Below are 12,824 nucleotides of genomic sequence, written 5' to 3'. Positions count from 1 at the left end.
GCTGACCTCCCTCGGACCCGCGGGCCCCTGCTCCTGATACGTCGGGTTTCCGGCTACCTGCCGGCGTGCAGCCGGCTCGCCTGCCGCGTGAGGTGGTCGCGCTCGGCGACGTTGGTCGCCCGCTCCGCCGCCAGTCGGTACAGCCGGGCGGCCTCGTCGCGGTCGCCGGCGCGCTCGTGCAGCCACGCGGCGACGGCGTCACGTCGCGGCAGGTCGGCGGGCAGCCCCTCGACCTGCCTCAGGCCGGCGAGCGGCCCGTCGACCTCGCCGACCGCGACGGCCCGGTTGAGCGCGACGACCGGGCTCGGGGCCAGGCGCAGCAGCTCGTCGTACCACTCGAGGACCTGGGGCCAGTCGGTCTCCCCGGCCGTCGCGGCGTCGTCGTGGAGCGCGGCGATCGCTGCCTGGGCCTGGTACTCGCCGATTGCGTCGCGGGACAGCGCGGCCTGCAGCACCTCGACACCCTCGGCGATCATCGAGGTGTCCCACAGCGACCGGTCCTGCTCGGCGAGGGGCACCACCGTCCCCGATGCGGTACGACGGGCCCGGCGCCGCGCGTGGTGCAGCAGCATCAGCGCGAGCAGGCCGTCGACCTCGGGATCGTCGGTCGCGCCCGCGAGCTGCCGGGTCAGCCGGATCGCCTCCTCGGCGAGGTCGACGGTGCCGGTGAACCCCTCGTTGAAGATCAGGTAGAGCACCCGCAACACCGCGCCGACCTCCCCGGGCCGGTCGAACCGCTCGCCGCTGACCGTGCGCTTGGCGCGACTGATCCGCTGCGCCATCGTCGTCTCCGGCACCAGGAACGCCTGCGCGATCTGGGCCGTCGTCAGGCCGCCGACCGCGCGCAGGGTCAGCGCGATCGCCGACGCCGGGGAGAGCGCCGGATGGCAGCAGCGGCTGAGCAGGAGCAGGGTGTCGTCGGCCTGCTCGGAGGGGCCCGGCCCGGGCTCGAGGTGCACCCGGAGCTCGCGTCGCTCGCGGGCGTACGACGAGCGCTGGGCGTCGACCAGCTTGCGCCCGGCGACCTTCACCAGCCAGGCCCGCGGGTTGTCGGGCCACGCGTCGGGCTGGTCGGGCGGCCAGTGCCGCAGCGCCTCGACCATCGCCTCCTGGACGGCGTCCTCGGCCGCCGCGAAGTCGGATCCGCGGCGGACGAGGATGCCGAGCACCTGCGGCGTGAGGTCGCGCAGCAGCTCGCCCAGCCCCGGGAGGCCCGGCTGGTCGGTCATTCCGTGACGACCGGCGGCTCGCCCAGGAACGGGCGGACCTCGATCCACTCGTGGATCGGCTGTCCGCCGGCGCCGGGCGCCGAGGACAGCCGGGCGGCCGCCTCGTAGGCGCGCTCCTGGCTGTCGACGTCGATGATCATCCAGCCGGCGATCAGGTCCTTGGTCTCCGCGAACGGGCCGTCGGTGACCGGCGGGCGGCCTTCGCCGTCGTACCGGACGAACGTGCCCTCCGGGGAGAGCGCCTGACCGTCCACGAACTCGCCGCGCTCGCTGAGCTCGTCGGCGACCTGCCGCATGAACGCGATGTGCGCGCTCACCTCCTCGGGCGTCCACTGGTCCATCGGGACCAGCTCGTCCTTCGCGATCGCGTGGCTGCTGCGGTAGTGCTTGAGCAGGAGGTACTTCGCCATGATTTCTCCTCAGGTCCGAGACGGCCATCCTGCCGCCTTCACCCCTGGGACGGAGCCGCCGACGCCTTCTCGACATCGGCCGGGGAGATCTATCCGAAGAGCTTCTGGATCCGGGTGATCCCCTCGTGGAGCGCGTCGTCGCCGAGCGCGTAGGAGAGCCGAAGGTAGCCGGGCGCCCCGAAGGCCTCGCCGGGGACGACGGCGACGTCGGCGTGATCGAGGATGTAGGAGGCGAGATCGGAGGAGGTCGCGATCTCCACCCCGCCGTGGGTGCGGCCGAGCAGGCCCTTGACCGACGGGAAGGCGTAGAACGCGCCCTGCGGCTCGGCGCACACGATGCCGGGCACCTCGTTGAGGAGGTCGACGATGGCGCGGCGACGGCGCGCGAAGGCGGCCTTCATCTCCTCGACGGCCTCCAGACCGCCGTCGAGCGCCGCCGCGGCCGCGACCTGGCTGACGTTGGCGACGTTGGAGGTCGCGTGGGACTGGAGGTTGGCCGCCGCGGCCACGATGTCGCGGGGGCCGACGATCCAGCCGACCCGCCAGCCGGTCATCGCGTAGGTCTTCGCGACGCCGTTGACCACGATGCAGCGCTCGCGCAGCTGGGGACACACGGCGGGCAGGGAGGCGGTGGGCAGGTCGTCGTACACGAGGTGCTCGTAGATCTCGTCGGTCACCACCCACAGGCCGTGCTCGACGGCCCAGGCGCCGATCGCGGTGACCTCCTCGACGGTGAAGACCGCTCCCGTCGGATTGGACGGTGAGGTGAGCAGCAGCGCCTTGGTGCGCTCGGTCCGAGCGCGCTCCAGCTGCTCGACGGTGACCTTGAAGTCCTGGGTCTCGTCGGCGAACACCTCCACCGGGACGCCGCCGGCGAGCCGGATGGCCTCGGGGTAGGTCGTCCAGTAGGGCGTCGGCAGCAGTACCTCGTCGCCCGGGTCGAGCAGCGTGGCGAAGGCGCCGTACACGGCGTGCTTGCCGCCGTTGGTGACCAGGACCTGGCTCGCCTCGATCTCGTACGCCGAGTCGCGCAGCGTCTTGCGCACGATCGCGTCCTTGAGCTCGGGGAGGCCGCTCGCGGGCGTGTAGCGGTGGAAGCGCGGGTCCCGGCAGGCGGCCTCGGCGGCCTCGACGATCGGGGCGGGCGTCGGGAAGTCGGGCTCGCCGGCGCCGAAGCCGATGACCGGTCGGCCCTCGGCGCGCAGGGCCTTGGCCCGGGCGTCGACCTTGAGGGTGGCGGACTCCGCGATGGCGCGGACGCGGGCGGAGATCCGGGGGCGCTCCAGGCTCATGGCGGCAGCCTAGGGGGTGCTCGGCGAAAAATGAACCGGCGGTTCATATTCGCCACGCGCGGCTCGACCTAGCCGTATGCGGGCGAGGCGGGTAATCCGACGACACCTATTGACACGGACGGTGGGCAAGATCACTATTTCGGATCAACGGTTTATCTAATGAACCAGCGGCCGCAATCGGGCGTGGTTGCCTGGGCGACTTGAAAGGTGAGGCGATGGCGCGATTTTCGCACGCACTCCGGCGCAGCGCGGTGCTCGTCGGCCTGTGCGTCGGCGCACTGGTGATCAGTGCCTGTGGCGGGCTCTCCGGGAGCAGCGACTCGGACGGCGATGAGAACCAGGTCCTCCGGATCGGCATGGCATCGGACGCGCAGAGTCTCGATCCGCCGAACTTCGTCCTCGCGGGCGACTTCACCCGGGACAACCTCGTCTACGAGACCCTGGTGAAGCTGACCAACAGCGGTGGCTTCGAGCCAGGCCTGGCGACGTCTTGGGAGCAGGCCTCCCCGACGGAGTGGGACTTCACCCTGCGTGAGGGCGTGAAGTTCCACGACGGGACCGACTTCGACAGCGCGGCGGTGAAGCAGAGCCTCGAGCGGGCCGCGACCCAGTCCCAGGGCAAGGGCTTCCTCGGCGTCATCAAGGAGGTGCAGACCCCCGACCCGATGACGGCGCGGATCGTGCTCACCAAGCCGTTCTCCAGCATCCTCAACAACCTGACCGTACTGGTGTCGGCCATCATCAGTCCCAAGGCGCTGGCGGAGAAGGACGAGAAGCAGCTGGCCAAGGAGCCGGTCGGCACCGGCCCCTTCACCTTCGTCGACTGGGTGCCTGACACCAAGATGTCCTTCAAGGTGAACCCCGACTACTGGGGCACCAAGCCCAAGGTGGACAAGGTCGAGTTCGTCCCGATCCCCGAGGCCAGCACCCGCTTCAGCGCCCTGCAGGCCGGCGACATCGACGTGATCGAGAACCCGCCGCCGGACCAGCTCAAGGACCTCGGCGACGACTTCTACGCCATCACCGAGCCGAAGGCCCGCCCCATCTTCCTCGGCTTCAACCTGCAGACGGTCCCCAACCCGCTCATCCGAAAGGCCGTCGCGCACGCCATCGATCGCAAGGCGATCGTCGACGACGTCCTCGAGGGTGTCGGCAACGCGGCCGACGCCGGCCTGGTCTCGCCCGAGTTCCTGGAGAACGACCCGCCGATCAAGCTCGACTACGACCCGGAGGAGGCCAAGCGTCTGCTGGCCGAGGCGGGGGAGCCGAACCCGAAGCTCACCTTGACGATGCCCTCGGCGCGCTACCTCAAGGACAAGGAGATCGGCGAGGTCGTCCAGCAGCAGCTGGCCGAGGTAGGCATCGAGCTCAAGCTCGACGTCCAGGAGCCCGGCACCTGGTACCAGTCGCTCCTCGACCACAAGACCGAGATGTACTACCTCGGCTGGGGGATGAGCTCCGGTGACCCGGGAGACATGCTGGTCCGGGTCTTCCGCAGCGATGCCGTCAACAACATGTCGCAGTTCAAGGACCCGGCGGTCGACCAGGAGATCGACTCGCTCGCGACCCTTGAGGTCGGCAGCGACGAGCGCAACCAGGTGATGCAGGACGTCCAGCGCCAGCTGGTCGAGGACGACGCCGTGGTGATCCCGATCTACCACATGGTCAACTCCTTCGCCGCTCGCACGGGGGTCGAGGACTTCCACACGACCACCTCCGAGCTCATCGACCTCAGCAAGACGACGGTCGACTGAGCGGGTGGGGTGCCGGACTCCCGCCCGGCACCCCACCTCCGCCCCTCCACCCACCTCATCGCCCACTCCCGCGAGCGCACGAGAAAGAGAAGCGCATGGTCTCCCCCCAGCCGTCCCGAGCACAGGTCGTGATCATCGGCGGCGGCATCATCGGTACGAGCGTCGCCTACCACCTGACCAAGCTCGGCGTCACCGACGTGGTGGTGCTTGAGCAGGGAAAGCTGTCGGGAGGGACGACCTGGCATGCCGCCGGCCTGGTGGGCCAGCTCCGCCCGACCGACGCGATGACGAAGCTGATCCAGTACTCGACGCAGCTCTACGCGTCCCTCGAGGAGGAGACCGGGCTCGGGACCGGGTGGAAGCGCTGTGGCAGCCTGTCGGTGGCCCGGACCGAGGAGCGGATGACGTCGCTGCTCCGGACCCAGGCCACGGCCCGGGCGTTCGGTGTCGAGGCGCACCGGCTGACGCCGGAGGAGGCCGGCGCGAAATGGCCGCTGATGCGCACCGACGACCTGGTCGGCGCCGTGTGGCTGCCGGGCGACGGGAAAGCGAACCCGACCGACCTCACCCAGGCGTTGGCGCGGGGCGCCCGCAGCCGCGGCGCCGTCGTGTGCGAGGAGACCCAGGTCGTCGGCATGGACCTGCGCGACGGGCGGATCACCACGGTGCACACCCAGCGGGGACCGATCGAGTGCGAGACGGTGGTCAACTGCGCGGGCCAGTGGGCCGCGCAGGTCGGCGCGATGGCCGGCGTCCGGGTGCCGCTGCACTCCGTGGAGCACTTCTACATCGTCACCGACCCGATCGAGGGCGTGCACCGGGACCTGCCCGTGATGCGGGACCAGGACGGCTTCATCTACTTCAAGGAGGAGGTCGGCGGCCTGGTGATGGGCGGCTTCGAGCCCGACGCCAAGCCGTGGGTGGGCCCGCATGAGATCCCCGACCCCTTCGTGTTCCAGCTGCTCGACGAGGACTGGGACCAGTTCGAGATCCTGATGGAGAACGCCATCACCCGGGTCCCGGCCCTGGAGCGGGTCGGGGTCAAGAAGTTCTACAACGGCCCCGAGAGCTTCACCCCCGACAACAACTTCATCATGGGGGAGTCGCTCGAGGTCCCCAACATGTACGTGTTGGCCGGCTTCAACTCCACCGGCATCGCCTCCGCCGGCGGCGCCGGCATGGCGATGGCGGAGTGGATCGTCGCCGGCGAGCCGGAGCGCGACCTGTGGCCGGTCGACATCCGGCGGTTCGCGCCCTTCAACAGCAACGAGTCCTGGCTGCGCGAGCGGACCAAGGAGACCCTCGGCCTGCACTACGCCGTCCCGTGGCCGAACCGCGAGCCCGAGTCCGGCCGCCCGCTGCGGCGCTCGCCGATCCATCACCTGCTCGAGGAGCAGGGCGCGGTGATGGGCAGCCGCAACGGCTGGGAGCGTCCCAACTGGTTCGCGCCCGAGGGCACACCCCGGGTCACGGAGTACTCCTTCGGCCACCAGAACTGGCGACCTCAGGTGGACGCCGAGCACCGCGCCACCCGCGACGGAGTGGCACTCCTCGACCAGACGGCGTTCGCCAAGTTCCTGGTGCGCGGTCCCGGTGCCGAGGACGCCCTGCAGTACATCTGCGCCAACGACCTGGCCGTGGCCCCCGGCACGACGGTCTACACCGGCATCCTCAACGACCGGGGCGGCTACGAGTCCGACGTGACGGTGACCCGGACCGCGCCGGACGAGTACCTCCTGGTGACCGGCTCCGCGCAGGCCGCCCGCGACGAGCACTACCTGAACCGGCACGTGCCCGAGGGCTCGCGCACCGAGATCGTCGACGTGACCTCGTCGTACGCGGTGCTGGGCATCATGGGGCCGCGCTCGCGGACACTGCTCTCGCGGCTGACCCGAAGCGAACTCGGCAACGAGGCCTTCCCGTTCTACACCAGCCAGCGCATCGACATCGGCCCGGTGCCGGTGCGGGCCACCCGGGTCTCCTACGTCGGCGACCTCGGCTGGGAGCTGTACATCCCCACCGAGTACGCCGTCACGGCGTACGAGCGGCTGGTCGACGCCGGCGCCGACCTCGGCCTGACCGCGGTGGGCCACTACGCCGTCGACGCCATGCGGATCGAGAAGGGCTACCGGGCGTGGGGACGCGAGCTCACCCCCGACCGCACACCGGTCGAGGCCGGCATGACCTTCACCTGCAAGCTGGCCGGAGGAATCGACTTCCGCGGCCGCGAGGCCGTCGAGAAGGCCAAGCAGGCCGGACCGCGCAGCCGTCTGGTGTCGCTCACCGTCGACGCGCCGGAGGCGGTGCTGTGGGGTGGCGAGCTGCTGCTGCGCGACGGTGAGCCGCGCGGGTTCGTCACCTCGGCGGCGTACAGCGCCGTCCTGGGCCGGTTCGCCGCGATGGCGTACGTCGAGCCGGAGGTCGAGGTCGCCGACGCCGCCTACGTCCGCTCCGGTCGCTACCAGGTGGAGGCCGCGGGCGTCGTCTTCGACGCCGAGGTGGGCCTCAAGGCCCCGTTCGACCCGACCGGCTCGCGCTTGAAGGGCTGAGGTCGATGAGCGAGAGCAACCTGACCGCGCCCCAGCGCGCCGTGGCGCCGGTCTCCGACGAGATCGTGGTGTCCCTGTCCTGCGTCGACCGTCCCGGCATCGTGCGCGCGGTGGTCGACTTCTTCTACCGCCACGGCTGCGACATCGTGGAGAGCAACCAGTTCGGCGACACCGGCTCGGGCCAGTTCTTCATGCGGGTGCAGATGCGCACCTCCGAGGGGACGCCGGCCCTGGCCGACCTGGACGACGCATTCGCCGACATCGCCGCGGAGTTCGCCATGGACTACCGCCTAGCCGAGCTCAGCCGGCCGATGCGGGTGCTGATCATGGTCTCGAAGTTCGACCACTGCCTGCAGGACCTGCTCTACCGCTGGTCCAGCGGGCTGCTCCCGATCGAGATCCCGGTGATCGTGTCCAACCATCCCGACCTCGCGCCGATCGCCGCCTGGTACGGCATCGAGTTCGTCCACGTCCCGGTGACCCGCGAGACCAAGCCCGAGGCCGAGGCGGCACTGCTCGACCTCGTCGACCGCCACGACATCGACCTGGTGGTGCTCGCGCGCTACATGCAGATCCTGTCGACCGAGCTGTGCAAGGAGCTCGACGGCCGGGCGATCAACATCCACCACTCGTTCCTGCCGAGCTTCAAGGGCGCCAACCCGTACCGCCAGGCGCACGAGCGCGGCGTGAAGCTCGTCGGCGCGACCGCCCACTACGTCACCTCCGACCTCGACGAGGGCCCGATCATCGAGCAGAACGTGGCGCGGGTCGACCACCAGGCCTCGGTCCAGGACCTGGTCGCACTGGGCCGGGACACCGAGGCGCACACCCTGGCCCGGGCGGTCCTGTGGCATGTGCAGCACCGGGTCCTGCTCAACGGTCACCGGACCATCGTCTTCCGCTGAGAGGGAACCACGTGAGCACCGACCGCGAGCGCCAGCTGCTCGCCACCGTCCGGACCGATCTTCTCGTCGCGGGGGAGTGGCGCGGGGCCGGCTCCGGCGCGACCTTCGCGGTCGAGGACCCGGCCACCGAGCGGGTCCTGGCCCAGGTCGCGGACGCCACCGCCGAGGACGGCACGGCGGCGCTGGACGCCGCCCACCGCGCGCAGCGCGACTGGGGCCGGACGCCGCCGCGCGAGCGCGGTGAGCTGCTCCGGCTCGCCTACCAGCGGACCATGGAGCGTGCCGACGACTTCGCGCTGCTGATGACCCTGGAGATGGGCAAGCCGCTCGCAGAGGCGCTGGGGGAGGTCCGCTACGCGGCCGAGTTCCTGCGCTGGTTCTCCGAGGAGGCGGTGCGGATCGACGGCCGCTACGTGCCGGCGCCCGACGGCCGCAGCCGCTTGCTGGTGCACCATCGGCCGGTCGGGCCGTGCCTGTTCGTCACCCCGTGGAACTTCCCGCTGGCCATGGTCACCCGCAAGGTGGCCCCGGCGATCGCCGCCGGCTGCACCATGGTCATCAAGCCGCCGGCTCTCACGCCGCTGTCCACGCTGTTCTTCGCCCAGCTGCTCGAGGAGTGTGGGCTGCCTGCGGGCGTGCTCAACGTCGTACCGACCAGCCGCGCGAGCAGCGTCGTCGCCCCGCTGGTGGCCGATCCCCGGCTGCGCAAGCTCTCCTTCACCGGCTCGACCGAGGTCGGGCGCCGGCTGCTGCGCGACGCCGCGGACCAGGTGCTGCGGACGTCGATGGAGCTGGGCGGCAACGCGCCGCTGCTGGTGTTCGAGGACGCCGACCTCGACGTCGCGGTCGAGGGCGCGCTCGCCGCGAAGCTGCGCAACATGGGCCAGGCCTGCACAGCCGCGAACCGGCTGCTGGTGCAGCGCTCGGTGGCCGAGGAGTTCGCCGACCGGTTGGCCCGGCGGATGGCCGCGTTGCGCACCGGCCGCGGCACCGAGAGCGGCGTCGAGATCGGCCCCCTGATCGACGGGCCCAGCCGCGCGAAGGTCCAGCAGCTGGTCGACGACGCCGTCGAGCGCGGCGCGCGGGTGCTCACCGGCGGCGCGCCGGAGGACGGCGCCGGGCACTTCTACCCGCCGACGGTGCTGGTCGACGTACCCGCGGGGGCGCGGGTCCTCACCGAGGAGATCTTCGGGCCGGTGGCTCCGATCGTGACCTTCGCCGACGAGGCCGAGGGGGTCGCGCTCGCCAACGCGACCGAGTACGGCCTGGCCGCGTACGCGTTCACCCGCGACGGCGCGCGGCAGCTCCGCCTCGCCGAGACCGTGGACTCCGGGATGCTCGGCATCAACCTGGGTGTCATCTCCAACGCCGCCGCGCCCTTCGGCGGCATCAAGCAGTCGGGCCTGGGACGGGAGGGCGGCGCCGAGGGCATCCACGAGTACCTCGACGTGCGCTACGTCGGCATCGCCGACCCCTTCACCGCCTGACCTCGCCGACTCGAAGGACCCCCTCATGGTTGCCCGGATCCTCGACGGCCAGGCCGTCGCCGCCCAGCTGCTCGCCGACGTCGCGGAGCGGGCCGCACGCTTCGCCGCGCGGATCGGTCGCGCCCCGACGCTCGCCACGGTGCTCGTCGGCGACGACCCGGCGTCGCACACCTACGTCCGGATGAAGCAGAACCGCTGTCGCCAGGCCGGCCTGGAGTCGGTCCGGGTCGAGCTCGGCGAGGGGACGACGTCCGAGGAGCTGGTCGAGCGGATCGCCGCACTGGCCGCTGATCCCGCCATCGACGGCATCCTGCTCCAGCATCCCGTCCCCGACGGCGTCGACGAGCACGCCGCCTTCGAGGCGATCGGCGCCGCCAAGGACGTCGACGGGGTGACCCTCGCCAGCTTCGCCGCCATGTCGTTCAGTGAGCCCGGGTTCGCCTCCTGCACACCGGGCGGCATCATCCGGCTCCTCGACGCCTACGAGCTGCCCCTCGCGGGGCGCCATGCCGTCGTGGTCGGGCGCAGCCGGATCCTGGGCAAGCCGGTCGGGATGCTGCTGCTGGAGCGCGACGCGACCGTCACCTTCTGCCACTCCCGCACCCTCGACCTCGCCGACCGGGTCGCCGAGGCCGACCTCGTGGTCGCCGCGGTGGGCCGGCCGGAGCTGGTGCGCGGGGAGTGGATCAAGCTCGGCGCCGTGGTCGTCGACGCCGGCTACAACCCGGGCAATGTCGGCGACGTCGAGTACGCCGCCGCCGCGAGCCGGGCGTCGTGGATCACCCCCGTCCCCGGTGGCGTCGGGCCGATGACGATCGCGACGCTGCTGGCCCAGACGATGGACGGTGCGGAGCGGCGACACGGCTGAGCCGGCGGCTCGGTGGGGAGCCGCGGACCGGCGGCGGCTCGGTCGTTGGTGCCGACCGCACCCGACCGCTCCGACTCACAAGGCGCTGGTGACCCCAGCGGCCGCCGCGTCGGTGACCGGGAAGTGGCAGGCCGACCAGTGCCCGGACCCCTGCGGCGCGAGCAGCGGCACCGTGCTGACGCACGCCGTGGGCACCCGGCTGCCGTCGTCGAGCTGGGTGACCTCGCCGTCGGGCATCCCCGACGCGATCGCGGTGGCGTGGAAGCAGCGGCGGTGGAAGGCGCAGCCGGAGGGTGGGTTGGCGGGGTTCGGGGGGTCGCCGCGCAGGACGATGCGCTCGCGGGTGCGTTCGACCGCTGGGTCGGGCACGGGGGCGGCGGAGAGGAGGGACACGGTGTAGGGGTGCCGGGGCGCGGTGAACAGGTCGCGCTTGTCGGCGACCTCGACGAGGCGTCCGAGGTACATCACCATCACCCGGTCGCTGACGTGCCGTACGACGGAGAGGTCGTGGGAGATCAGGATGTAGCTGAGGTCGAACTCGGTCCGCAGATCCTGCAGCAGGCTGAGCACCTGGGCCTGGATGGAGACGTCGAGGGCAGAGACCGGCTCGTCGAGGATGAGCAGCTGGGGGGTGACCGAGAGGGCCCGGGCGATGCCGATGCGCTGGCGTTGGCCGCCGGAGAACTGGTGGGGGAACTGGTGGGCGTGCCCGGGCAGCAGGCCCATCCGCTCCATCAGCCCGGTGACGATCTCCTGCTTCTCCGCCCGGGTCTTGGACGACGACGCGAGCGGCTCGGCGATGGTGGCCGCGATCCGCTGCCGCGGGTCGAGGGAGGCATAGGGGTCCTGGAAGACCACCTGGGCCCGCTGCCGGAACCGGCGCAGGTCCGCGCCGCCGAGGCCGGTGACCTCCTGGCCGTCGACGACGACGCTGCCGGAGGTGGGCTCGATCAGCCGCAGCAGCATGCGGCTCAGCGTGGTCTTGCCGCAGCCGGACTCGCCGACGAGGCCGAGCGTCTCGCCGCGGCGCAGGTCGAAGGACACGTCGTCGACGGCCGTCACGGTGCGGCCCGACCGGCTCCAGCGGCTGGTGCGGCCGAACCGCTTGGTGAGGTGCTCGACGTGGAGGACGGCGTCCTCGCCGGCGACGAAGGGCAGGTCCTGGATCTGCGGGTCGAGGGCGGTCATGCGCCCACCCCCTCACGTACGACGGGCGCGGGCAGCAGCTCCTCGGCATGATGACAGGCGGTGAGCTGGCCGTCCGGAGCCAGCCGGCGCAGCGCCGGCACCTCCTGGAAGCACACGGCGCGGTCGCGGGCCACGGAGCAGCGGGGATGGAAGCTGCAGCCGTCCGGCAGGCTGCGGATGCTCGGCGGCTGGCCGGGGATCGCGCGCAGGCCGGCGTCGTCGGCGTCGGGGCGCGGGGTCGAGTCGCGCAGTGCCCGGGTGTAGGGGTGGAGCGAGGACTGCAGGATCTGCTCGACGGTGCCGCGCTCGACCACCCGGCCGCTGTACATGACCGCGACCTCCTCGGCGTACCGGGCGACGACGCCGAGGTCGTGGGTGATGATGACCAGCGACATGCCGAGCTCGGTGCGCAGGCGGTCCAGCAGCTCCATGATCTGGGCCTGGACCGTGACGTCGAGGGCGGTGGTGGGCTCGTCGGCGACCAGGACCTGCGGGCGCAGCGCGATGCCCATCGCGATCATCACGCGCTGGCGCATGCCGCCGGAGAGCTGGTGGGGGTAGTAGTCGACACGTTGCGCGGGCTCCGGGATGCCGACCAGGCCGAGGGTCTCGATCGCCTGGGCGCGGGCGACCCTGCGCGAGACCTTGTCGTGGTAGCGGATCACGTCGCCGATCTGCTGCCCGATGGTGAAGGCGGGGTTCAGGCCGGCGAGGGCGTCCTGGAAGATCATGCCGACCGACTTCCCGCGCAGCCGGCGCTGCTCGGCGACGGTGGAGGTGTCGAGGATGCGGCCCTCGAAGACGATCTCGCCGGACTCGACGGCTCCGCCGGCCGGCAGCAGGCCGAGTGCCGAGAGGAAGGTCATCGACTTGCCCGAGCCGGACTCGCCGACGACGGCGAGGGTCCGGCCGCGGTGGCACTCGAGGCTGACGTCGTTGACCGGGAAGACCGGCCCGCGCTGGGTCTCGATCCGACTGCGGAGGTTGCGCAGCTCGAGGACGACCCCGGATGTCTCGACGTGGACGGGCATGGTCTCTCCCTGGCCGGATCAGATCACGATGTGGTTCACTAGGCAAACCGTTGGATCAACATAACCGTAGTTCCGGAGCCCCACAAGCGTAGGCCCGGAAAAGATCGGAGA

Annotated in this window: 10 protein-coding genes; 5 read left to right on the top strand and 5 right to left on the bottom strand. The window is 71.4% G+C overall.

The genetic code is table 11. The features are described 5' to 3' along the window. Positions 1–53 precede the first annotated feature (53 nt). The 3 genes from FBY23_RS23150 to FBY23_RS23140 form a co-directional block, all read right to left on the bottom strand. The gene (locus FBY23_RS23150) at positions 54–1,229 is read right to left on the bottom strand and encodes an RNA polymerase sigma factor (protein WP_222117924.1); all 1,176 of its coding nucleotides are present in this window, start codon (positions 1,227–1,229) and stop codon (positions 54–56) included. Continuing rightward, entirely contained in the window at positions 1,226–1,639 is a 414-nt protein-coding gene (locus tag FBY23_RS23145; protein WP_141800288.1) for a YciI family protein, read from the bottom strand. The genes FBY23_RS23150 and FBY23_RS23145 overlap by 4 nt, the downstream gene beginning before the upstream one ends. 89 nt (positions 1,640–1,728) lie before the next feature. Further along, positions 1,729–2,931 carry a pyridoxal phosphate-dependent aminotransferase gene (locus tag FBY23_RS23140; protein WP_141800287.1) on the bottom strand — a complete coding sequence of 401 codons (1,203 nt, stop codon included), beginning with the start codon at positions 2,929–2,931 and terminating at the stop codon, positions 1,729–1,731. Between the two features lie 215 nt (positions 2,932–3,146). Here FBY23_RS23140 and FBY23_RS23135 point away from each other — a divergent pair, with 215 nt between their 5' ends. From FBY23_RS23135 to FBY23_RS23115, 5 genes are all read left to right on the top strand, one after another. After that, positions 3,147–4,685 carry an ABC transporter substrate-binding protein gene (locus FBY23_RS23135; protein WP_141800286.1) on the top strand — a complete coding sequence of 513 codons (1,539 nt, stop codon included), beginning with the start codon at positions 3,147–3,149 and terminating at the stop codon, positions 4,683–4,685. A gap of 95 nt (positions 4,686–4,780) precedes the next feature. After that, positions 4,781–7,234 carry an FAD-dependent oxidoreductase gene (locus FBY23_RS23130; RefSeq protein WP_141800285.1) on the top strand — a complete coding sequence of 818 codons (2,454 nt, stop codon included), beginning with the start codon at positions 4,781–4,783 and terminating at the stop codon, positions 7,232–7,234. A 5-nt stretch (positions 7,235–7,239) separates the two neighbouring features. Beyond that, positions 7,240–8,139, top strand: coding sequence for a formyltetrahydrofolate deformylase (gene purU, locus FBY23_RS23125; RefSeq protein ID WP_141800284.1), 900 nt, complete (start codon positions 7,240–7,242; stop codon positions 8,137–8,139). 11 nt (positions 8,140–8,150) lie between these two features. After that, a complete protein-coding gene (locus FBY23_RS23120; protein WP_222117923.1) occupies positions 8,151–9,626 on the top strand; it encodes an NAD-dependent succinate-semialdehyde dehydrogenase in 1,476 nt (491 codons plus the stop codon). 25 nt (positions 9,627–9,651) lie between these two features. Further along, a complete protein-coding gene (locus tag FBY23_RS23115; RefSeq protein ID WP_141800283.1) occupies positions 9,652–10,494 on the top strand; it encodes a bifunctional 5,10-methylenetetrahydrofolate dehydrogenase/5,10-methenyltetrahydrofolate cyclohydrolase in 843 nt (280 codons plus the stop codon). A 75-nt stretch (positions 10,495–10,569) separates the two neighbouring features. Here FBY23_RS23115 and FBY23_RS23110 read toward each other — a convergent pair whose 3' ends face one another. Together FBY23_RS23110 and FBY23_RS23105 are read right to left on the bottom strand one after the other, a co-directional pair. Continuing rightward, positions 10,570–11,682 carry an ABC transporter ATP-binding protein gene (locus FBY23_RS23110; protein ID WP_141800282.1) on the bottom strand — a complete coding sequence of 371 codons (1,113 nt, stop codon included), beginning with the start codon at positions 11,680–11,682 and terminating at the stop codon, positions 10,570–10,572. Next, complete coding sequence (locus tag FBY23_RS23105; RefSeq protein ID WP_141800281.1) at positions 11,679–12,713, bottom strand: ABC transporter ATP-binding protein; 1,035 nt, start codon at positions 12,711–12,713, stop codon at positions 11,679–11,681. Before FBY23_RS23105 ends, FBY23_RS23110 begins: the two co-directional genes overlap by 4 nt. Positions 12,714–12,824 lie beyond the last annotated feature (111 nt).

It is taken from the genome of Nocardioides sp. SLBN-35, from assembly GCF_006715725.1.
Classification (GTDB): Bacteria; Actinomycetota; Actinomycetes; order Propionibacteriales; family Nocardioidaceae; genus Nocardioides.
This window is presented reverse-complemented; position numbering and strand designations above follow the sequence as displayed.